19 protein-coding genes and 2 pseudogenes are annotated in these 19,555 nt (G+C 67.4%); 10 read left to right on the top strand and 11 right to left on the bottom strand.

Features of this window, described 5'->3' with window-relative positions; translation table 11 throughout:
- The first annotated feature begins 126 nt into the window (after positions 1-126).
- Positions 127-279, top strand: a complete 153-nt coding sequence (locus ACZ5XZ_RS19240) for a hypothetical protein (protein ID WP_468979475.1) — start codon at positions 127-129, stop codon at positions 277-279.
- A 434-nt stretch (positions 280-713) separates the two neighbouring features.
- Here the strand turns inward: ACZ5XZ_RS19240 and ACZ5XZ_RS19235 are convergent.
- A pseudogene (locus tag ACZ5XZ_RS19235) lies at positions 714-866 on the bottom strand (HAD family phosphatase); the annotation flags it as partial.
- A gap of 666 nt (positions 867-1,532) precedes the next feature.
- Between ACZ5XZ_RS19235 and ACZ5XZ_RS19230 the strand changes: the two are divergent.
- Positions 1,533-2,507 carry a redoxin family protein gene (locus tag ACZ5XZ_RS19230; protein ID WP_468979474.1) on the top strand — a complete coding sequence of 325 codons (975 nt, stop codon included), beginning with the start codon at positions 1,533-1,535 and terminating at the stop codon, positions 2,505-2,507.
- Between the two features lie 359 nt (positions 2,508-2,866).
- Complete coding sequence (locus ACZ5XZ_RS19225; protein WP_468979472.1) at positions 2,867-3,433, top strand: TIGR03086 family metal-binding protein; 567 nt, start codon at positions 2,867-2,869, stop codon at positions 3,431-3,433.
- Positions 3,434-3,860: 427 nt separating this feature from the next.
- Here the strand turns inward: ACZ5XZ_RS19225 and ACZ5XZ_RS19220 are convergent, their stop codons facing one another.
- Entirely contained in the window at positions 3,861-4,433 is a 573-nt protein-coding gene (locus ACZ5XZ_RS19220; RefSeq protein ID WP_468979470.1) for a GNAT family N-acetyltransferase, read from the bottom strand.
- A gap of 295 nt (positions 4,434-4,728) precedes the next feature.
- Here ACZ5XZ_RS19220 and ACZ5XZ_RS19215 point away from each other — a divergent pair, with 295 nt between their 5' ends.
- Positions 4,729-5,115, top strand: coding sequence for a hypothetical protein (locus ACZ5XZ_RS19215; RefSeq protein ID WP_468979468.1), 387 nt, complete (start codon positions 4,729-4,731; stop codon positions 5,113-5,115).
- 147 nt (positions 5,116-5,262) lie between these two features.
- Here the strand turns inward: ACZ5XZ_RS19215 and ACZ5XZ_RS19210 are convergent, their stop codons facing one another.
- A complete protein-coding gene (locus ACZ5XZ_RS19210; protein ID WP_468979466.1) occupies positions 5,263-6,135 on the bottom strand; it encodes a hypothetical protein in 873 nt (290 codons plus the stop codon).
- Positions 6,136-6,654: 519 nt separating this feature from the next.
- On the opposite strand from ACZ5XZ_RS19210, the gene ACZ5XZ_RS19205 reads away from it, so the two are divergent.
- On the top strand, positions 6,655-7,260 hold the full coding sequence (locus ACZ5XZ_RS19205) for a hypothetical protein (protein ID WP_468979464.1): 606 nt from the start codon (positions 6,655-6,657) through the stop codon (positions 7,258-7,260).
- A 102-nt stretch (positions 7,261-7,362) separates the two neighbouring features.
- Here the strand turns inward: ACZ5XZ_RS19205 and ACZ5XZ_RS19200 are convergent, their stop codons facing one another.
- The 7 genes and pseudogenes from ACZ5XZ_RS19200 to ACZ5XZ_RS19170 all read right to left on the bottom strand — a co-directional run bounded on the left by ACZ5XZ_RS19200 (position 7,363) and on the right by ACZ5XZ_RS19170 (position 13,253).
- On the bottom strand, positions 7,363-7,596 hold the full coding sequence (locus ACZ5XZ_RS19200) for a recombinase family protein (protein WP_468979463.1): 234 nt from the start codon (positions 7,594-7,596) through the stop codon (positions 7,363-7,365).
- 28 nt (positions 7,597-7,624) lie between these two features.
- Positions 7,625-9,763 carry a tetratricopeptide repeat protein gene (locus ACZ5XZ_RS19195; RefSeq protein WP_468979460.1) on the bottom strand — a complete coding sequence of 713 codons (2,139 nt, stop codon included), beginning with the start codon at positions 9,761-9,763 and terminating at the stop codon, positions 7,625-7,627.
- 320 nt (positions 9,764-10,083) lie between these two features.
- Positions 10,084-10,551 carry a hypothetical protein gene (locus ACZ5XZ_RS19190; protein WP_468979459.1) on the bottom strand — a complete coding sequence of 156 codons (468 nt, stop codon included), beginning with the start codon at positions 10,549-10,551 and terminating at the stop codon, positions 10,084-10,086.
- Positions 10,552-11,081: 530 nt separating this feature from the next.
- Positions 11,082-11,318, bottom strand: a pseudogene (locus tag ACZ5XZ_RS19185) (hypothetical protein); the annotation flags it as partial.
- Positions 11,319-11,541: 223 nt separating this feature from the next.
- A complete protein-coding gene (locus ACZ5XZ_RS19180) occupies positions 11,542-11,715 on the bottom strand; it encodes an nSTAND1 domain-containing NTPase (protein WP_468979457.1) in 174 nt (57 codons plus the stop codon).
- Positions 11,712-12,377, bottom strand: coding sequence for a nitroreductase (locus tag ACZ5XZ_RS19175; RefSeq protein WP_468979455.1), 666 nt, complete (start codon positions 12,375-12,377; stop codon positions 11,712-11,714). The genes ACZ5XZ_RS19180 and ACZ5XZ_RS19175 overlap by 4 nt, the downstream gene beginning before the upstream one ends.
- 258 nt (positions 12,378-12,635) lie before the next feature.
- Positions 12,636-13,253 (bottom strand): TetR/AcrR family transcriptional regulator, encoded by a 618-nt coding sequence (locus ACZ5XZ_RS19170; protein WP_468979452.1) that lies wholly within the window; start codon positions 13,251-13,253, stop codon positions 12,636-12,638.
- A gap of 61 nt (positions 13,254-13,314) precedes the next feature.
- On the opposite strand from ACZ5XZ_RS19170, the gene ACZ5XZ_RS19165 reads away from it, so the two are divergent.
- The 4 genes from ACZ5XZ_RS19165 to ACZ5XZ_RS19150 all read left to right on the top strand — a co-directional run bounded on the left by ACZ5XZ_RS19165 (position 13,315) and on the right by ACZ5XZ_RS19150 (position 16,001).
- Entirely contained in the window at positions 13,315-13,938 is a 624-nt protein-coding gene (locus ACZ5XZ_RS19165; protein ID WP_468979451.1) for a hypothetical protein, read from the top strand.
- A gap of 178 nt (positions 13,939-14,116) precedes the next feature.
- Positions 14,117-14,551 (top strand): phospholipase, encoded by a 435-nt coding sequence (locus ACZ5XZ_RS19160; protein ID WP_468979449.1) that lies wholly within the window; start codon positions 14,117-14,119, stop codon positions 14,549-14,551.
- 233 nt (positions 14,552-14,784) lie between these two features.
- Positions 14,785-15,099 (top strand): hypothetical protein, encoded by a 315-nt coding sequence (locus ACZ5XZ_RS19155; RefSeq protein WP_468979446.1) that lies wholly within the window; start codon positions 14,785-14,787, stop codon positions 15,097-15,099.
- A 767-nt stretch (positions 15,100-15,866) separates the two neighbouring features.
- Positions 15,867-16,001, top strand: a complete 135-nt coding sequence (locus ACZ5XZ_RS19150) for a hypothetical protein (protein ID WP_468979444.1) — start codon at positions 15,867-15,869, stop codon at positions 15,999-16,001.
- 29 nt (positions 16,002-16,030) lie between these two features.
- On the opposite strand, the gene ACZ5XZ_RS19145 is transcribed toward ACZ5XZ_RS19150, so the two are convergent.
- Positions 16,031-18,550 carry a helicase associated domain-containing protein gene (locus tag ACZ5XZ_RS19145; RefSeq protein WP_468979442.1) on the bottom strand — a complete coding sequence of 840 codons (2,520 nt, stop codon included), beginning with the start codon at positions 18,548-18,550 and terminating at the stop codon, positions 16,031-16,033.
- 284 nt (positions 18,551-18,834) lie between these two features.
- Between ACZ5XZ_RS19145 and ACZ5XZ_RS19140 the strand changes: the two genes are divergently transcribed.
- Positions 18,835-19,287 carry a hypothetical protein gene (locus ACZ5XZ_RS19140; protein ID WP_468979439.1) on the top strand — a complete coding sequence of 151 codons (453 nt, stop codon included), beginning with the start codon at positions 18,835-18,837 and terminating at the stop codon, positions 19,285-19,287.
- Positions 19,288-19,555 lie beyond the last annotated feature (268 nt).

Below are 19,555 nucleotides of genomic sequence, written 5' to 3'. Positions count from 1 at the left end.
CCTTGTCGCAGAGCTGGCCAGATCGGGCGCGGCCAGCCTCCGGCTCGAGGCGATTCACCCTGGTCGAGGAGGGAGGAGGGTGCAGGCGCCCGCCGGACGGACCGGCGGCAGGGGAGAGGGACAAGGATGCCGGAGAAGCGCGTGTGGGGCGACTACGCGGAGAGCAGGACGGACGCGGCGGCCGGCTGGGAGGGCCAGGAGAAGCAGACCGACGCGATCGGGGAGGGCCTGGCGGCCGTCGCGTCGGCGATCCGGGAGCACGCCGAAGCCAGCCAGTAGCAAAGAAGCCCCGGACCGTGACGGTCCGGGGCTTTACACCGACGCTCGGCAGGAGCCGTCAGGAGAGACAGGCGGCCGGGCCGACCTGTCCGACGCAGAGGCGCCGGCCGCCGGATACGGCCACTGGAGGCCATCGCCCGCAACAAGGTCAACCTGAGGCGCTTCCCAGCCGATCCGCCGGAACCCCAGGATGCCGCTGAGTCAGGGTGCCAGGATCCCCACATGATCAATCTGGGAGTGCGAGTCGAGTTCTACGAGAGTGTCGGACAGGTCCGGGAGACCTCTCGGGACCTACCTCATGGCCGCGTCGCGCGAGTTGTCGACCGCGAGACGGCCCGCCCGCTACCGGGGCGTCTGGTGGGATAGCTACGAGCAGCCCGGCCCGGTCGTCGTAGCCCACGTCGCGCTTGCTTCCGCGGACGGCGGCGAAATGCTGGCGCATAGGCCACCTTCACGGTCGCCCCCTCCGCCGACCCCGCAGCACGCTCCAGTTCTGCCAGGTGGCTCGTGTCACAAAAACGGATCACGTTGTCGAGGTCACACAGCACCGCACCGAGAGGTCCGCTGGGGACCTTGGAAGTCGTCACTGACCTTGGATAGCACTACGCTCAGCGAGCGACCGGCGCCTCGTGTGATCTTGTCCCTGACACGCGAATCAGACAACGCCAGCTGAGGCAGGGCGATGTCACATGAGATGGGGAGGGACGACACGCCCCGCCAGTGGTGTCAGTTCTCAGCAACACTTTCCGGCCCAGTGATCGACAAGCGTTGCCCAATCTTGCCGTTAAGCGGTGTTCGCTTTCACTTCCACAGCCAGGAGCGGGTGGCGGAAGACTCCGCCTCCCCCGGGAGTGACTCGCCCTCGTACGGCCGCTCTACCGCTTTGGGCTTCGGCGATGGCGATCTCGGCGACGCGGTGGAGGGCGCTTTGGTACGCCTCGGCGTTGCCTGGCTGCATCTGCCAGGCGCGGAGAGGGTCGGCGGGCGGGTGGAGCGACCCCAGGGGGAATCCGAGGTAGTTGGCGGCGGAGCGGCGGGAGTAGCCGGTGGCCATCTGGACGAGGCGGATCGGCGCGTCCCGCCGCATTTGCCGTCTTGGTGCGTCGAGTTCGTCCAGCGGGGCGGTCCAGTGCTCAGGCAAGACAAGGGGAAGGGGCCCGCTGGCGAGCGGCCGCCCGGCGGAGGCCTGCAGTCCACCCTTGACCCGGACCCCGGGGTCCGGGTTTAGCGTTCTGGACGACGAGGAGGTGCACATGCGTGCAGGTGAGGCGGCGGCCGCCGCCGGAGTGACGATCAAGGCGCTGCGGTACTACGAGGACTGCGGGCTGCTCAGTCCCGGCCGTGCGGGCAACGGCTACCGCGACTACACCTCGCAGGACGTTCGGCTGGCCGAGGAGATCCGCAGCCTCGGGACGCTCGGCCTCGCCCCCAGGGAGACCCAGCCGTTTCTCTCCTGCCTGCGCGCAGGACACGACGAGGGTGATCACTGCGCGGAGTCGCTGGCCGCCTACCAGCAGAAGATCGATGCGCTCGACCTGCTCGTCGCCCGGCTGACCCACAGCCGGGATCAGCTGGTCCGCCGCCGGGACGCGGCGGCCCGGCGAGGTTTCCCCACCCCCACCCCTGCCACTGAGCCCATGAAGGAGCCCGACGAGATGCTGCCCCAGGCCGACCCTCTGCCCGCCGATCTGCCGGCCCCGGTGGACGACGGCGCCGCCGCCCACCTGTCGGGCCGTACGCTGCCCGCCCTGTCGTTCACCGGCACGGACGGCGCCGCCATACGCCTGGACGCGGTTTCCGACGGGCGCTGGGTGCTGTTCCTCTACCCCCTCACCGGAGACCCGGTCGCCGACATCCCGGAGGGCTGGAATGAGATCCCCGGCGCCCGCGGCTGCAGCCAGGAGGCCTGCAGCTTCCGCGACAACCTCGACGCATTGAGGGCGCAAGGCGTCGACCGGGTGCTCGCCCTGTCCTCGGACCGGGCCGACTATCAGCAGGCGCTCGTGGAACGGCTGCACCTGCCCTACCCGATGCTCTCCGACCCCCGGCTCACGCTCGCCGACGAACTGAAGCTCCCGACGTTTGAGGCCAACGGCCAGACGCTCTACCGGCGCCTCACCCTCGTGCTGCGCGGCGCCACGATCGAGCACGTCTTCTATCCCGTCTTCCCGCCGGACACCCACGCCGACGAGGTCGCGCAGTGGTTCCGAGACCATCGCGCCGCGTAAGCGAGTCGACGCAGGGCCACCATCCCGGACCGACTCACTCGGTTGAGCACTTCAGGTGGCGGGTGAGCGGCTGAGTTGGCTGGGCTGAGCGTGTGAGTTGGCGGGCAGTGCGGTCGGGCTGTCCTGAAGGTTATGGATATCTCGGTCCGTACCGGGTGGCTCCCTCGGCTGGGTGCCAGCGGTGGAGCGATTCACGGCGTTGCCCGTTTCAATGGGGACACGATGTGTCCTATATGGGGTGCAATCTGGGTTTGTTGTCGGTGCTCCCGGGCCCGGGCAGGGGCGGAGGTGGTCCGGCATGCCTGACGGCCGCCGTGCAGGCGCATCCACACCCCATTCGACGGAGAGGCGCGATCATCATGTCCCAGGACATCCAGCTGCTGGAAAAGGCCCTGACCCACACGACGAAGCTGCTGGACAACGTCACCCCCGACCAGTACGGGCAGCCCACACCGTGTGATGACTTCGACGTGCGGGCCCTGGCCAACCACCTCGTGGCTGGCAACCCCTACTACGTGACCCTCGCCCAGGGCGCCGCCCCCGACTTCTCCCTCTTCGCCCGCGACAACATCGGCGACCGGCAGCCCGGCGAGGCTTACGCAGAGGGCGTCAAGGACGTCCTGGACGCCTGGCGGAGTGACGGCGCCCTCCAGCGGCAGATGCCGCTGCCCGGCGGCGGCATGGGGCCGCGCCTGGCCGACCTGCAGCTGCTGGAAGCCGTTCTGCACGGCTGGGACCTCGCCACCGCCACCGGCCAGGACCGCGTCGGTGACCCGGACGCCGTCGAGGCGGTCTACCAGACCTGGTACGGCAACTACCCCGACGAGATCCGCCCCCAGACCGGCATGTTCGGCCCGTCCAAGCCCGCCGCGCAGGACGCCCCCGCACTCGACCGGATCGCCGCCTACTTCGGCCGCACCGTCTGACCCGAAGAGCCGGCTCGTGCCACACGGTCGTCTGATCAGTCTCGCTCTGATCAGACGACCGTTGATCTTTCTGGACCACGCCATAGACCCAGGAACATCGGTCATCAACCGGACGAGTTCGTCGGCGATCACGCGATGTTCATGGCCGACGATCACGCCGGGCCGGGACGAGGTGCTCCACAAGCCACTCACTCGGACCCGCGCTGACCAATCTCGGGGTACCGACTGGCCAGCTATCCGTCGACAGGCTGGCCAAAATGAACCGTCGCCAGTTGCTGACCTGGGGCTTCTCAGGACCGGCTGGCCAACTATCGGTCGGAACCACAGCGCCTCGACGGGTAGGAGCGCATGATGTTCCTACCCGTCAGGGCGGTGCAAGGTGAGCGCTCCATCTGGCGGGATTTGCCAACTGAAGCACTCAGTGTCGTTATGTCTGGCGACGGTGACTCCAGTCCTCCGCACTCACGGAGTTCAGATTGCAGTCCTGCCACGCTCCGTTGATGAACTCATGCCTGCGCGCTACGCGATCGGTCGTGAACCCCAGCCTCGACAGCGATCCGCCCTCTACGAGTGACTTGATCCTCTTCGTGTTGTCCAGTGGGATCCACCCGCTGACCCCCTCCAGGCCAAGGCTCCCGAAGGCGAAGTCGAGGAGCACAACGTGCGCATCGGTGCTGTAGCCGCGACCCCACTCGTCCGCTGCGATGGCACAGCCGATGTCCTCGCCCTGGGAGCCGGAGCGCACGAGGCGGACGAAGCCGATCGCACGGTCGTCGTCGCGCTTCGTCACTGCCAGGTAGTACTCGGTCCGAGGCGAGAGCTGGGCGCTCTTGATCGCGCCTTCGATCCTGGCCTGGGTCTCGCTGCGGTCTCGGCTGTCGAACGACAGCCACTTGGTCACACGGTCATCGCCGAAAACCCGCTGCATATCGTCGACGTCTTCGATGCGGAACTCGCGCACCGTGACCTTGTCGCCAACCAGACGGAGGGGGTACGTCAATGGAACTCTCCTCACCTGCGGGGTGCACAAGGTGCCCGACCACCGCAGGCCCGGCAAGACCTCACGGGCAGCTTCCGGACACCCCTTCTAGTACACGGCGGCCTCGCCCTCTCGGCACCGCGACGGCCTGCGCCAACCACAACGCTCAAGCCCGCCACCTCAACCACTCATCCGCCAGACGGCGCGCTCAGTCACACCGACTGTGACTGAGCGCTTCAGCTGGCGGATGAGTGCCGCAGTTGGCGGGGCTGTGCATCAGAGTTGACGGGCAGAGTTCGCCGGGGAGACTGTGCGCATGCAGCTCCCCGCCGAAGCCGCCGCCATTACCGCGCTGATCGAGGTCGTACGGATCTCTGCCCTCCCCACCCAGCGGGGCGTCCCGTACCCCGGTAGGACGGTCGCCCACTGGGCTGGGAGCGAGGCCGCCGACGCCCTGACCCTGATCAACGCCATGCCCAGCAGCGAACAGCACCGCTGTGGCTTCTCGCCGGGCTGGAGCATCCGTACCTACGAGGACTCCCTCGACCTGGCGCTGTTCGAGGCAGCGTTCTGCTTTAGCTGCCACGAGGTCCGCATGCACGGAACGACCGTCCCGCTCGCGCTGGCCACGCAGTTCTTCGACGCGGACACCCCACAGGCCCAGGCCCTCCTCGCCCTCTTCCGCGCGGCGACAACGCCGTGATACGTCCGTCGGCCAGCCGACCGGATCGGCGTGCTCAAGTAGGTGTCGGGCCATTAGCCCCCTGCATCAATGCAGGTGAGAGGTTTCTAAAGTTCGTGTTTCAGCTGGCGAGTCCTGCCAGGTGGAGTGCTCAGTCACAGTTCGTGATCATGACGCGCCGTACCCGGTTCCTTGTCCGCATCTCAGCCGGCGGGGTGCCGGGCCGCCTACTTCGCGACGCGGCGGAGCGGCCTGCCGCCCTTGTGGGCGCGTCGTCGTTGTGCGCTCCCAGATCGGGGAAGTCCCGCTCGGTGACATACCCGGGGGGGCTAGGTTCGTCCGGGCCCGTGCCGGGAGGGAGTGCGCGGGATAGGCCCAGGTCCCCGTGACGGGACGCGTAAGGCCGGGGCCGACCGGGCCGAGATGTCCACTCTTCGGCGCTGCCCGCCAGTAGCTGTCAGGACGGGGCCGTCTCCGTCCCCGGTCGGTGCACAGGGCGGCGAGCGGGGAGCGTTGGCCCTTGCCCGGGGCACGCAGGGTGGGCCAGTCGATGTCGGGGTGCTGGTGGGGCAGGTCGTCGACGTGTCCGGTGGAGAACCGTGGCACATGCGCTGCGCCGGCCCTGGTGGCACCGAACTGCACTCGGCCGTAGGAGACCGGCTTGATCCAGCCCAGGCAGCGCATCCAGTCGAAGTCGACCCTGCGCACGCCGAGTCGGTCGGCGGCGAGCGGCGTCTCACGGGCCAGGATTTCCGGAAGGTCCGCGCGGGCGCTGAGGGCCGGGTTGAGCTTCGGGTATTTGTGGTCGCGGCTCAGATCGAGCAGCAGGCCGAGCGCGATGAGCCGCTCCACCGCGTACCCGGACACCGCCGACACCTGATCCGCCTCGTTCCGCGTGCCCAGGGCCTGCGCGAGCCGGTTGCCCGCCTCCCACGGGCTGACCAGCTCCCGCGGCTCCAAGGCCCGCACCGTCCCTGCGTCCAGCGTTTCCACCGCGGCCCGCGACCACTGCCAGGTCGATGCGTCCGGCTCCGGAATCACCCCGACCTGCCGCGCCCATCGCCAGTCGTGATCGGCACCTTTGGCCGTCTCGCGGCCTGAACCTCGTCGTACTCGTCTCGTCGTGCCATCGGCTTCCTCCCCACCCGTCACTCGTCGCCCTGAGTCAGGCGGACAGAACGTGACAGAACAACGCTAAGAGGCGCCAACTGCGCCTAGAATTGGATGAGTTGGTCTATTGCGGCCAGAGCCGCGCCCGCGTACGGGAGAGGAGTCCACCCGCTTGGGTGGCTCCTTCTACCCCGGTCGGGGCAGTCAGTGGCCGGCTGCCTACGCCTCGTCGCCAGCGCTGCTGGACGCAGATGATGGATTTCGTTGCTGAGGGGACTGGAGTGCCCTGTGGGCACGCTGCGCATGGAGCCCGTGGGCCGGTCCGCCGGTTTGAATCTGGCTTCACGCCCGTTCGGTGAATCCGATAGTGGGCCCGTCGGTGCTGCGGCATTGTCGTCCGGGGCCCGCTCGGGGCGCCACGGGTGTGGGCAATGCGGCTGGAGGGCTGTCATGGGTGAGCGGGAGACGTGGACGACGGAGGAGTTCGGCTCTTCCCATGAGGGTGCGATCGGTGTGCTCCTGGCCGACGGCAGCGTCCCGGCCCCGGTCTGGTTCGGGATGAACTCCGGTGCGGGCGGACGGTCGGTCTCGGAGTGGAGCGTCTACGACGGCGGGATCGCGCACGGGCCGCGGGCGGCCGCACTGCGTGCGGTGTGCTCCTGCGGCTGGAATGGTCCAGAACACGATCTGGACTGGGACGTGATCGGTGAGCAGAAGCTGATCGAGGCAGCTCACGGCACGGCGGACACCTGCCTGGAGGACTGGGACACGCACACCGCCGACGTCGAACAATCGGCCATCACTCTCCCGGAGACGGTCACCGCCCTACTGGCCAGGCTGCAGGAGGAGATCGAGAAGCTGGCGAAGACCTCACCGCTGGCGGCCGTACGGGCAGCCCGTCGGCTGGAGGTGACCGCCGGACAGGTCGGGTACTGGCCGGCCCACGACGCCCGGCAGGACGCGACGGCCGAACAGGCTGCCGCGGCCCTCGGCCTGAACGAGGACGCTGCCCGCAAGCTGATGGCCCGATTCGGCGGCTGGAGCCCCTACCGCTGATCACCGACTTCGAAGGAGTCTCAATGACGAAGTCAAGCCGCCTGCGTGACCGGCGGGGCGGAGGTGAACACCCTTCCGTCACGCAGCAGTGCCCACAACACGCTAGTCGAGCGTGTGGACCACGACGGTGTCGCCGGGGCGGGCGTAGACGAGCAGGCCCGCCAGGCCGGGACGGTCGACGGTGGCGCCACTCTTCTTGTCGACGTAGCTCTGTTGGTCCGGGATGCCCGCTCCGTGAAGGGAGTTGAGCTGGCGTTCCAGGCTCTGTCTGGTGGTGGTGGAGATCCGCGCGTATCCGAGGTCGAGTCCGCCGGATAGCGGGGAGCTCGATCGCACGACGGGTATGGACTTCTCCGACGGCTTGTTATCCACGTCGGTAGGCGAGTTCGTCTCGGGTTGTGGTGGTGTCGGGGTGTTGCGGGCCGAGAACCCGTGTTTGATCTGCCAGCAGTTCGGTGAGTTCCCTGACGGCCTCGGCCGCGTTTCCAGTCTCACTCCAGAAGCGGGCGAGGTAGCTACGGGTCTTAAGCGTTGTGGGGTGGTCCGGGCCGAGGACCTGCTGCATCTTCTCCAGCAGGTCGGTAAATGCCTCGGTAACTGTGGCGGGATCTTCTGTACGGGCTTGCCAGCGGATGAGGTCGCTGCATGTGAGCAGCGTCCTGGGGTGTTCCGCGCCCAGGACCCGTTTCCGGTCCGCGAGCAGGGCGGTGAGAGTGGTCACGGCACTGGCCACATTTCCGGCTTCGCCTTGGAAGTTGGCGAGGTTACTGCGGGTGATCTGTGCGTGGTGGTGTTCGGGGCCGAGTACTCGTTCCATGTCGGGCAGCAACTGGGCCAGTACTCTGACGGCCCGTTCGATGTCTCCGCTTGCCTTGCTTTGCCAGAAGGCAAGGTCGTGGCGGGTGAGCAGCGTTGTGGGGTGTTCTGCGCCGAGCGTTTCCAGGAGGTGGGGAAGGAGTTCCGCGAGCGCGTTTGCCCCGGCCGCGAAGTCGCCGTTTCGGGCCTGGCAGTGAGCGAGATCGTGGCGGGTGACGAGCGTGTCAGGGTGATCCGGCCCCAGCAGTCTTTCCTGGTCTGTCAGGAGAACCATGAACGTCGTAACCGCACCGGCGGTGTCTCCGGCGTAGCGCTGCCAGTGGCCGAGGTCGCTGCGGGTGCTCAGGGTGTCGGGATGGTCCGGTCCCAGCAGCTGTTGCTGTTGCGGTAGCAGGCTGGTGAGTGCGGCCACTGCAGCGGTGGGGGATCCTGCTTCTCCCTGCCACCAGGCGAGGTTTCGGCGGGCGTTGAGGGTGTGGGGATCGTCGGGGCCCAAGCGGCTCTGCGAGGTGCCGACGAGGCGGCGGATGTAGTCGCGCGCAGCGCTGGCCTGTCCGGCTTTGCCGAGGCTCTGCCCGGAACGGAGGAGCAGGGGGTGGGGGCTGGGCCGCCACAGAGCGTCCCCTGCGAGGCTGCGAAGGGTCTCGGCGTTGGCACGGAGCACTTGAGCTAGCGCGGTGTCGCGGTCGACCTCGGGCCAGATGGCCATCAGAGCGTCAGCGGCAGCCCGGGCGCAGGACTCGATATGGCCGACCGGAGGGGTGTCGCGGACGGCGCGTTGAATGAGCTGGTGGACGCGTATGGCCCGGTGAGGGCTAGTGGGGGTGTGGTCTATCAGGTTCAGCCGATGAAGGGTACGCAGAGTACTGGTGGCTTCCTCGGCTGTGGTCTGCAGCGGTTCGCAGGCATTGCTCGTCGGTGTGGTGGCGCGTTGGGCGGCGAGGTAGGTGAGGGCCGGCGGACTCGTCAGGACGCCGGCGGGGATGCCGTTGGCGTCGAGCATCGCGGCCAGCTGGAGCATGGGGCGGGCCAGGTTTCGTGGCCGTGTCCGGTTGGCCTGCTCCAGGGACAACGACCAAGCGGCAGTCACTGTGACGGCCTGGTCATCGGGCAGTCCGGATGTGTCGGGCAGCAAGGTGCTGAGGACGGTGTTCCGGTCGACCAGCCGGGTGCGGTAGGTAGCGCAGTCCATGTCGGCGTCGATGAGGTAGGCGGCGGCCTGGGATAGGGCCAGCGGTAAGCATCCCAGATCCATGGCAAGGGCAGCGAGTTGCTCGGGAGCCTCGTGGCGGCCATGGACGGCCAGCGTGTCGCTGAGATAGGCAGCCGCTTCGGATGGAGTGAACAGGCTGACCTCCACGAGGCTGCGTTCGGGGCCGGTCAGAGCCGCGTCCCGACGGCGGGTAGTGACCAGGGTCCGGCCACTGGGGCTGCTCGGCGGCCACAGACCGCGCAGGTGGCCGGGGTCGGCGACGTCGTCCAAGACCACCAGCCAACGACAGCCGCTGCTGCCGTCTGAGGGCGGTCTCGGTTGGAGCCAGGCAAGGAATGCGGACGCTGCCCGTTCGGGGTCAGACAATGGACCGCCGAGCGTTTCTTCCGCTGCCTGGGCGTAGGCCGCAAGGACGGCCTCCCGACTGGAGGCGGTGACCCACACCAGCAGGTCCACCTCACCGGCCTGCCACATGCAGCGGGCGTGGTGGGCGGCCAGCTGAGTTTTGCCGACCCCGCCGACGCCGGTTAAGACCTGGCACCGTCCCGTTGTCCTGCCGTCGGTCGCGACGTCGAGGACCTCAGCGAGGTCGACGCGGTGCCGGAAACAGTCAGCTTGCCGCGGTAGGACGCCCGTCTGGTGTGGCCACGGCACTGATACCCGCTGTGGAGCTGCGTAGACGACCTGCTCGGCGAAGCCAACGGCCATACTGTCACGGCCAGCGGCATGGATCCTCAAGCCTTCCGCCGGCAACGCGTGTACGACATGAGATGGGCTGGGGGCAGCCGGTCCGCTCAGCCCTGGGACGGACCGGGTTGCCGAGGGGTGCCGACACGCACCTCCCCGTTGATCACTCCAGCTGCGACCGCGCCACCTTCGGCATGGATGTCGACCTTACCTCCGGCAGCAAAGCCGCCCGCCGGAGCCGCGGTTGACGGTGTCGCATCGGCCAGCAGCCCCCTCAACTCGGTGGCTACCAGCGCACGTTCTTGCGCAGTCAAGCTCTCCAACAGCGTCTCGAAACGGGTCCGCCAGGAGATTTCCTCGATGATGCGTGCCCGTTCTTCCGTGTCCTGTCCCACCGTCTGCACGATGGTGGCGGTCCGGTCCAAGCGCTCCAACTCAGCCTGTTCACGCTGGGCGTCTCCTTGGCCGAGCAGCCGCGCAACCCGCTGGCGAAAACCCGCCCACAAGTCCGTGCCTGCGGCCTGCACCACTGCGGCGCCGCCCGCCGCAGCCAGCGCCATCAGTGCCTCCGTCAACGTCCCCCACCCTCTCCGGCCAAGACTCCGTAGACGTAGCGCTCAACGCATCACGCTCAGCGTCTTCCCGTAAGTACGCTCCGCAACGCGTATCGGTTCCGCGTTGCGCCAGCATCGCCGGCCTTAGCCATCGGCCGGGGACACCTCTGGGGTGACAGTAAAGATGTCCCTCCCATGATGAGTGAGACGTGGCACAGCTCAGGGTCGGACTGCTGGATCAGCGCCTCGCTCTGGCCGTGCTCCTGTTCCAAGCAAGGGGGCGCGCAACAGTCACAGGGGGCGTCGACCCGTCAGTTCCTGCCACACGTCCCGTACGTCGTGGAGAGCCGCTTGAGCCTTCGGTAGCTGCGGATCGCTGCTGTGCCGGGCACGCGTACCTTCCAGCAGTTTCCGTGCCGTCTCCACAGGTTCGGTCTCCTTCCGAGCCTCACGCAGCTCAGCCTCGAGCTTGTGGATGTCCCCCGCCAGTAGCGGAACGGGGCCGGCCTGGCCGGGGCGCGCAGTGCCTGCCCACCCCGACCCGGGATGGTTCACACCGGGGTGGCTGCCTTCGCCAGCGCAGCAAGCGGGGAGCGTCGCCCTTTCCCGACCATGCGCAGCTGCGCCCAGTCGACCTCGGGGTGAGCTGCGGGCAGGGCGTCGACGGCCGCGGTGGTGAACATCGGCACCTCGACCGCACCGGCCCGCGACGTGCCGAACCGCACCTCGCGCCACTCGCTGGGTTTGATCCAGCCCAGGCGCCGCATGTGGTCGAACTCAACTCGCCGCGAATTCGACAGGTTCCTGGATTCTGGAAGGGGTTCGAGGCCGAACCCGCGGGTCGCGGGCGCTTGTAGCGCCTACGGAGCCTCGGGTTCGACCTTGGAGACCTCAGGTGGCCCACCGTTTTGGGGTGTCGCTAGCGGACGGCGATCCGGGCGACAAGTAGCTCAGCGTGATGTGGAGGCCCCGCTTGGAGTGAGAGAGGCGGCCGGCGGGCGCCTGGCAGCCTTAAAGAAGCCGGCAGCCGCTGCCCGACGCCCCCACCACCGCGCTGACCCGATACCGATGGGCCATCTCCTCCAGCCGCTCCGTCATCTCCTCGCGGCCGAAGAACAGCTCCGCATCCCCCGGCTCGAACCGCGCTAGGACCTGTCCTGTCGATCTTGACCACCCAGCGGTCACACCCCGATGAAGCTCACTGTTTCCGTCATGTCCGCCCGTCCGGTACGCAGCCGTGGCACGCCTTCCTTCTCGAATCCCACCGAGACACCGCAGAACAGCACGAGCCCGCCATCAGCTCCGACTGTCTGGCGGACAGTCTTGCGATACATGGTCCACATCACCTGGGGGCAGCTGTGCAACCCTTCCGCCCTCAACAGCAGCATGACCGTCTGCAAGTACATCCCCGCGTCAGCCCACTGTCCGGGCCCCATCGTCCGGTCGACGTAGCAGAAGAGGACGACCGGCGCCCCGAACGCCTCCGAGTTCAAGGCGGCGATCTTCTTGGGCCTATCGGGGTCGTCATGCTCGATTCCCAGCGCTTTGTACCGCTGAGCGGCCGCGGCGGAAAAACGGTCCAGATACGGCGACGTCAGTTCGGCCGGGTACATCGGATACTCCCGCTCATCACCCGGGTCTCCCGCCAGTGCCCTGGCCGTCGCGCGCCTCTTCAGTTCGGCTAAGGGCTCGCCGGTCACGACATACACATGCCACGGCTGGAGGTTCCCGCTCGACGGAGCCCGCGTTGCTGCGGTCAGCACTCGTTCGAGTATCTCTTTGGATACCGGCTCATCGCTGAACGCCCGCACAGCCCTGCGACTGTCCACGGCCTCATATACATCCACGTCTTCGCGTCCTCTCACTCGACCGGGCCCTCCACCGTATTGAGCGGTCAGTGCCGAGCAACTCGGATGTACGGGGGCGACCCCGAGCGTGCTGAGGTAGCTGCCCGTCCTCAGCGAGGAGAGTGAAGGGCTGGCGCGCCGGCGGGCAGCATCGCACCGCGATCCTGCCCTGTGCTGGTCGACAGCCGATGTGGAGACTGCCGGCTTTACCTGCCACACCGGCAGGGTGGCGAAATGCGAGGAAGCGCCGGCTGGAGGTCAGTTGCCGGCTCTGAGGGCGTCCAGGTGCCGTCGCAGTACCTGCCGGAGCAGCTTGGGCGGATAGCGGTCCGGCAGCAGCGTTGCCTGGAGATTGAGTCCGTCGAGGAGGGCAGCCAGTCGCGTGCCTTCCAGTTCGACGTCCATGTCAGCCGGCAGCCCGCCGGCGCGCCGGGCTTCGTGCAGCACGCGCGACATCAGGGTGTGCAGGTTGGCCTGCATTTCGGCGGCGCAGGGTCGCAGTTCGGGGCGGGTGAGTGCTGCGGCGGTGAAGGCGAGCCAGAGCGCGGACTCCTGGCGACGGGCCTCGTCCAGGGGAAGGAACTCGGCCAGGAGCTCTTCTGTTCCGGCCCGGCGGTCGGTGCTGCCGCCGGGAGTCAGGAGCCGTTCGGCGTGGCTGCGGATGCGGTCGCCGATGCGCCGGCTCAGCTCCCTCATCGCGAAGGTCATCAACTCGTCGTGGTCGGCGAAGTAGTGGCGGACCGAGCCGACGGCGAGTCCGGCTTCCTCCGCGACGTTGCGCAGCGACGCATGCTCCAGCCCATGCCGGGCGGCGACGGACAGGACGGCCTGCGCTACTGCCCTGCGGCGGGCCACGGGATCGACGATCTTTGGCACGTTGCCTTTATAGCACGACCGGGCTAACATTCTTTTTAGCTCAAGCGCGCTACAAAGAGAGGTGGGTACCCGTGTGAACCCCTGGCTGCTCGCTGTGATCATCGCTGTGGTCGCGATCGCGGTCGTGATCAAACGGATGATCGGTGAACCGGTCAACGCGAAGGACCTCTTCGTGGCCCCGACGATCCTGACCGGGATCGGCGTCCTGTCCCTCATCAAGAAAACGGATCTGACCGGCACCGACCTCACCTGGGTCATCACAGGCGCCGTCCTCGGTGTGGCACTCGGCGCACTCCGCGGCGCCACCGTTCAGCTCATCGACAAGGGAGGTGTCCTGTGGCAGCGATACACCGGCCGCACCTTCCTCGCCTTGATCGGCACCCTGGCGGTCACGGCCGGGTTCAATGTCCTGGCGGTGAAGATGGGCATGCACGAGAACGCACGCCCCCTCCAGCTCTCCATCGGTGTGAGTTTCCTCGGCGAGTCCCTCATGGTGGGCATCCGCGGCAGCGCTGAACGAAATGACTCCTGCAGGTCAGGCGGGGTGCGAATCAACCCTGCGGTGGGTGAACTGGACGACGTCGAGCTGGTCCGCCGATCGGGTGGGGCGGCCGACGGACCAGTCAGATGCTCCAACGGACTTGAGGCGCCGACGAGCCAGATGGGCTTCCGAGGCTCCAGGTGACCTTTCTGAAGCACTACGACCATTCAAGAAACTGGGGGAATTCGTTGCTGATCCGACGTACCGTCACAACAGTCGCAACCACAGCCGTGTTGGGACTTGGCGTCCTGGCTGGCACTGCGCACGCCGATAACTACCAGCCTTCGTCGACGGGGGTGACGAAGGCTAGCTCCTCTGCTGCATGGGGGCTTGTCCCAACTACGGGGGCCTAAGGGCCGGTGAGGCAGCTACTTCCGACGTTCAAGCAGCCGCGCCTAGTTCTGCTCGGGTCCGGGAGAAGACCGACTGGTTGATCACCAGGCCCATGAATGAGTTCCAGGATGCCCGAAAGTCCAGGGAATGGGGGAAGTACCTGGACTGGTCTTCCGACGGCTGCAGCAACGCACCTGACAAGCCGTATGGTTTCAACTTCCTTCCATCCTGCCAGCGGCATGACTTTGCATACCGGAATTACAAGAAGCAGCACCGCTTCACCGAGTCGAAGAGGGAAAAGATAGACAGGGTACTCCTGCTGGACATGCTCAACGTCTGCAACAAGTACCACTCCGTCACACGGGCCCACTGCAAGACCACCGCGTCCTATTACTGGAAAGTGGTGCGTGAGGCTGGCTCATAGCACTGAAAGCAGTTGACAGCACCGCTGCGCGCTGCCCCACCAAAGTACATTAATGCGGGGCCCCGACTGCCGGGGCCCCGCACGCTTGAGCCAGCAGAAAGGTTCTTTCTTTGCGGATCAAACGAGCCGTAGGTATAACCGCTGCCACAGTCGCAGCCGTCGGGACTCTCTTCTCCTTCGGGACGGCGCCGGCAACGGCCATGTCGTCCTGGCCGGAAGTGCAGTTCCAGGTCGTGAAAGACAGCAACTATACAACCATCTACGTAAGCGCCGATGGAAAATCCGTCGGCAAAGCGTACTGGAGCAAGGACGCTAAACTCGACTTGCCAGGCGATGACACGATGTACGCCGTCGACAAGAAGTCCGACGGCTACTACCTCGAAGCCAACCTCGACGACCTGCGCTTCGTCTCCACCAAGGGCTACAAAGCCCCGGTTACCCGCAGCAAAGGCGGCGATCTGAGGGAGGATGAGAAGCACAGGTTCCAGGTGTGCCTCAAGGGACCCGGGTGGGGTTTCTGCTCGCCTCCGGTAGGGGTCACCTCCTGACCAGACTGCAAACACCGCGGAGCCCGCCCCCAGAGTCGTCCCAGGGGACGGGCTCCCGCTGTACTGGGCCGGTCGACCGGATAGCGCCGGCCGATCCACTGGGTTTCGAAACTACAGTCACGCACGGCCGTCGCGCTGACACGGCCTCAGGATGGCATGCTTTGCGGATCGCGGTGTTGCACGGCGAAGGGTCTTGGAGAGATCCGGTTCCGCAGCTCGGTTCGTCTTTCGCTAACGCGAGTCACGCAGGAAGCGAATGCGCCCCGTATGGGGGTCTCCGTCGAGATAACCGGCGATGGGTCGCGGCTGGATCACCGGCCGAGCCCTCGCTGGGTTGGCGAGAGAACAGGCCCCCCCACTCGACCGGGTCCGTGATGGACACCGCCATCCTCTCCTCCACACCTGCAGGTTGGTCGGCACCTCTACAGTACGGACCGCGTGGAGATGTGCGTCCCGGAGGGATCTTCGCCTACTTGCCCTACCTGCATGCAACACGCTGAGCTGCAAGGACAGTTGACAGCACTAGATCACGTGCGGCGGCACCGAAACGCCATGGGCTTCGCCGCGCACTCGGGCTGGGAGGGCTTGTTGATCAAGGGCTAATGGGGTCTGGACGGTAGCGGGCCGGGTGAGCCGCTTGCAGGCACTTCATGGCGGTGAAGGCCGAGATCCCAAACAGCCGCATCAGGTGCAGGGGGTCGGACGGGTGCTTGGCCTCGTATAAGGGCGCGCATGATGCGCCAGCTGGTGCGCGGCGCGGTGACGACGTGAACCAGGACGACGACGGCCTGGCGGCCGAAGCCGCCCCGCACCCACGCCCCGGTGAAGCGGACCTGATCGGCCGCCTCGTAACCCGCCCGCTGCCACGGGCGCAGCCGCCCGAGCAGATAGCCGGCCGCTAGGGCGGCGACCGCGGTGAAGACGACGGCCATCACGACCACCGCATCCCGATCGCGGACAACTGCTCAATCCGCTCCGGAGACAGCGTCGCGGCCCGGCTCCGCTGATTCCCGATCCAGGCCCCCAGCTTGTGCTCCCGCTCCTCCTGGTCCTCGCCGACGCCGATTCGTTCGACGTGCTTCCTCGGGACCTGAAGGTGGCCCTCGCGCTCGTAGTACTGCCGGGCAGCCGCGAGGTTGGCGGCCCACTTGTCGGCCTGGCTGGTCCGCGGCTTCGGCTTCTCGTCCTCCGTCGCGGACTCGATGCCGAGGACCTGCTCGCACATCCACTGCTGCACGGTGGTGAGCTTGTCCCAGCCGAGCCGGACCGACGTCACCCACCGCCCCAGATCCTCGCCCTGGCGCACGACGTCGCCCACCGTGGTGGGCAGCGTCCCGCCCTCGTCCAGGTGTAGCCGTACCAGGTGGAAGCACCGCTGCCACGTCACCGGCCAGCTCGGGCACCAGGACGCGTCGATCTCCTCCAACTGCTCGCGCCGCGCCTCCGATAGCGCCCCGGCCGACGACTCCATCGGCAGCCCCTCGGCACGCCGCTGCTCGATCTCCTGCGCCTTCCGGGCGGCCGCCCGCGCGTTCTTCAACCAGATACCCACCGCCGCGCCCTGGAACGTGGCGTCCAACGGCGCCAGGAGGTGGCCGTGTTCGGCCGCCCACCCACGGGCGGCGGTCAGGCCCTCCTCCCACGCGACGTCGAAGTGGGACCAGATCATGCCGAGCTTCTCCAACTGCTCGACACGGTCCTCGCCCATGTCCCCGCGGGCGTAGAACCGGCGAGCGTCGGCGATCCACTGCCCCAACGGGAAGTTCCCGAGCGAGGCCGGCCACCCCACGGCCGCCGCCTCCTGGCCCCCGGGGACGCGGTACGTGAACGGCACCTTCAGGTCGCCGTGCTCGCGAGCGTAGAGGACGGAGGCTTCCACGCCGCGCCGCCAGTGCTCGTGCTCGGGGCTGAGGACCCGCAGGTTGATGAACGCCGCCAGCTGCGCCGGGTCACGCGGCGTGGAGAACTTCAGCAGCTCCCGGGCGGGCGCCGACGGACCACCGGACCTGTTCCCCTCACCCCGGCCCTGCTGGCCCTGTGCGGCCTTCTGGACGGGCGTGTAGCGGCTGGGGACCTGGGGCTCGGCCAATGCCTCCACCACCCGGGCATCGTGCGCTCTGAGCGCCTCCAGCAGCTTTGCCAGGCCACCGAACGCGCGGGAGGTCAGCATGTTGTCCGCCGTCTCTCCGGGACCGAGCAGGACCGGCACCACCAGCGAGGCGACCTTGCCGTCGCCGGGCTGCATCCGCAGTGCGCGGCCCACGGCTTGGACGAGGTCGGGCATGGAGCCGCGTACGTCGGCCCAGTAGACGGAGTCGCAGTTCTTGGTGTCGACACCCTCGCCCAGGACCTTCACCGAGCCCAGGAAGCCCTTCTCCACGACCGTGCCGTCCCTGGTGATGCCGTCGGCGAACTCGCCCAGGACACGGCGCCGATGGTGGGGCTTGTGCTCGCCGCACAGCCAGTCGGCCCAGATGGTGCGCGGGTACAGCTCGGGGTCGGCGGCATGCAACTGCGCGGCGACGTCGACAAGGCCGACCGCGAAAGCCTCGGCCTCCTTCACCACGTGGTGGAAGACGAGCGTGCGCCGGAAGTTCTCCTCAGCCGACGCCTTCACCAGAGCAGTCTGCAGAGCCGCGAGACGGGCCCCGCGCACCTGGTCCGAGCGGCCCTCGGCGCCCAGGAGCTGAGCGGCCTGAAGCTGGGCGTCGGTGATGTCCAGGCACACCACCTGGTACGGCGCACAGATCCCCCGGTCGATCGCCTCGGACAGCGTCAGCGTGTAGCAGCGGGCCCCGAACGGCCCGTCCGGGTCGTCCTCCATGCTCGCCACCAGCTCGCCCGGTGCGCCCTGCTCCTGGTCCTCGTCCAGCTGCCACAGCCGGGGCGTGGCGGTCATGTACAGCCGTCGCAGGGACGGGATGCGGGTGTTGTCGTGGACGACCGCCCACGGTTTGCCGATCCGGCCCGAGGTCCGATGGGCCTCATCGACCACGATCAGGTCCCAGCCCGGGAGGCCGCCCTTGTGGGCCCGCTCCAGCGTGCCGAGCCCGAGGGACGCGTACGTAGCGAACACAGTCACCCTGTTGAACGGCCGCACCCAGTCGACCAACTCTTCCACGTTCGTGGTGTTCGGAAAGGCCGCCTCCTCTCCACGCAGGGACGAGACCCCGATCATCGGTCCCCGCCGGCCACCCTCGCGCCACGCGGCCTCGGTCTGGGCCAGGAGGTCCAGGCTGGGCACGAGCACCAGCACACGGCCCGCGTGGAGCTCCTCCGCGCTGCGGACCGCCACCCGCGTCTTCCCGGAGCCGGTCGCCATGATCACCTGAGTCCGGAGCCCCTGCTCGGGCACAAGTGATCTTGAAGGCAATTCAAGGGCGCGGAGCACCGCGTCAACGGCCTCCCTCTGGGCAGCCTCACGCTGATCAACGCGGTGCGTGGTCGACATATCTGGTCCGCTTTCCCCTGGCTTCCCGCCTGATCGAGTCAAGCACCGGCCTCCGAAGCCCAGCTGTCGAAGGCTCAGGCACCACTAGCAGTCTTGCCGACCGACCCAGGCACGATGTCGGTGCTTCACTGCTCCCGAAATTGAACCGTGAAACTTCAGCAGAGGCATCACCTACTTCCAGAGCTTATCTGAAGTAAAAAATGAAGCACAGCGCCCGTGATTCAAATCCTGTGTCACCGACTGCCTCCCTGGCATAGGCTCGCCGGATGGGGTGGGGATCACTGTTGAGCACGGTACTGGGGGCGGTAATCGGTGTCCTGTCGACACTGGCTGCCGACCGGGCGAGAGCTAAACGAAGTCGCGAGGACAACGAGCAGACCGTCAGACGGGAGCTGTACGCCGACTACCTTGCCGCACTCGCCCGGACCAGGAACCACCTCCGGCTCGCAGCCCGCTCGCGAGATACACCCCCCGAAGAAAGGGCCCGCAAGGCAGTGGAGGCCTTCCAAGAGGGGAATGCCTACGAGCTGCGCTACCAGGTCGCCCTCGTAGCACCCGCCATCGTTGTTGACGCCTCGACCACAGCCTTCCGGGCACTGCGGGACCTACGCGACCTGATCGAGGACGGCGCAACACACACAGAGCGCAAATATCTTGAGCTGCGAGACCACTGGGAGAACCGGTTCTCGGAACTCCGCACCGAGATGAAACGGGACCTCAACAGCACCAGCGAGTAGCCCAGCCCACATCACCCACAAAGAACTCGATACGGCGTCAATCACCCGCCCCGACTGCCTGTCACCTCCCTCCATGCTCTCACTGCTGACACCCCGTCAGGCTCGCCCCCCAGATCCTGTAGCCAGCTTCGTGACGCGGAGCGTCACGGTGGCTGGAGCGCAGCGGAAGCCACGGGCCGGCCGAAGGCCGGCCGCGGGCCTGAAAAAGCAACGACGGTCCAGACCGAAAAAAAAGCGGGCCGGGGGAGAAGAGTGGGACGGCCGCGGT

The sequence above is a fragment of the Streptomyces sp. NPDC033270 genome, assembly GCF_055576575.1.
This window is presented reverse-complemented; position numbering and strand designations above follow the sequence as displayed.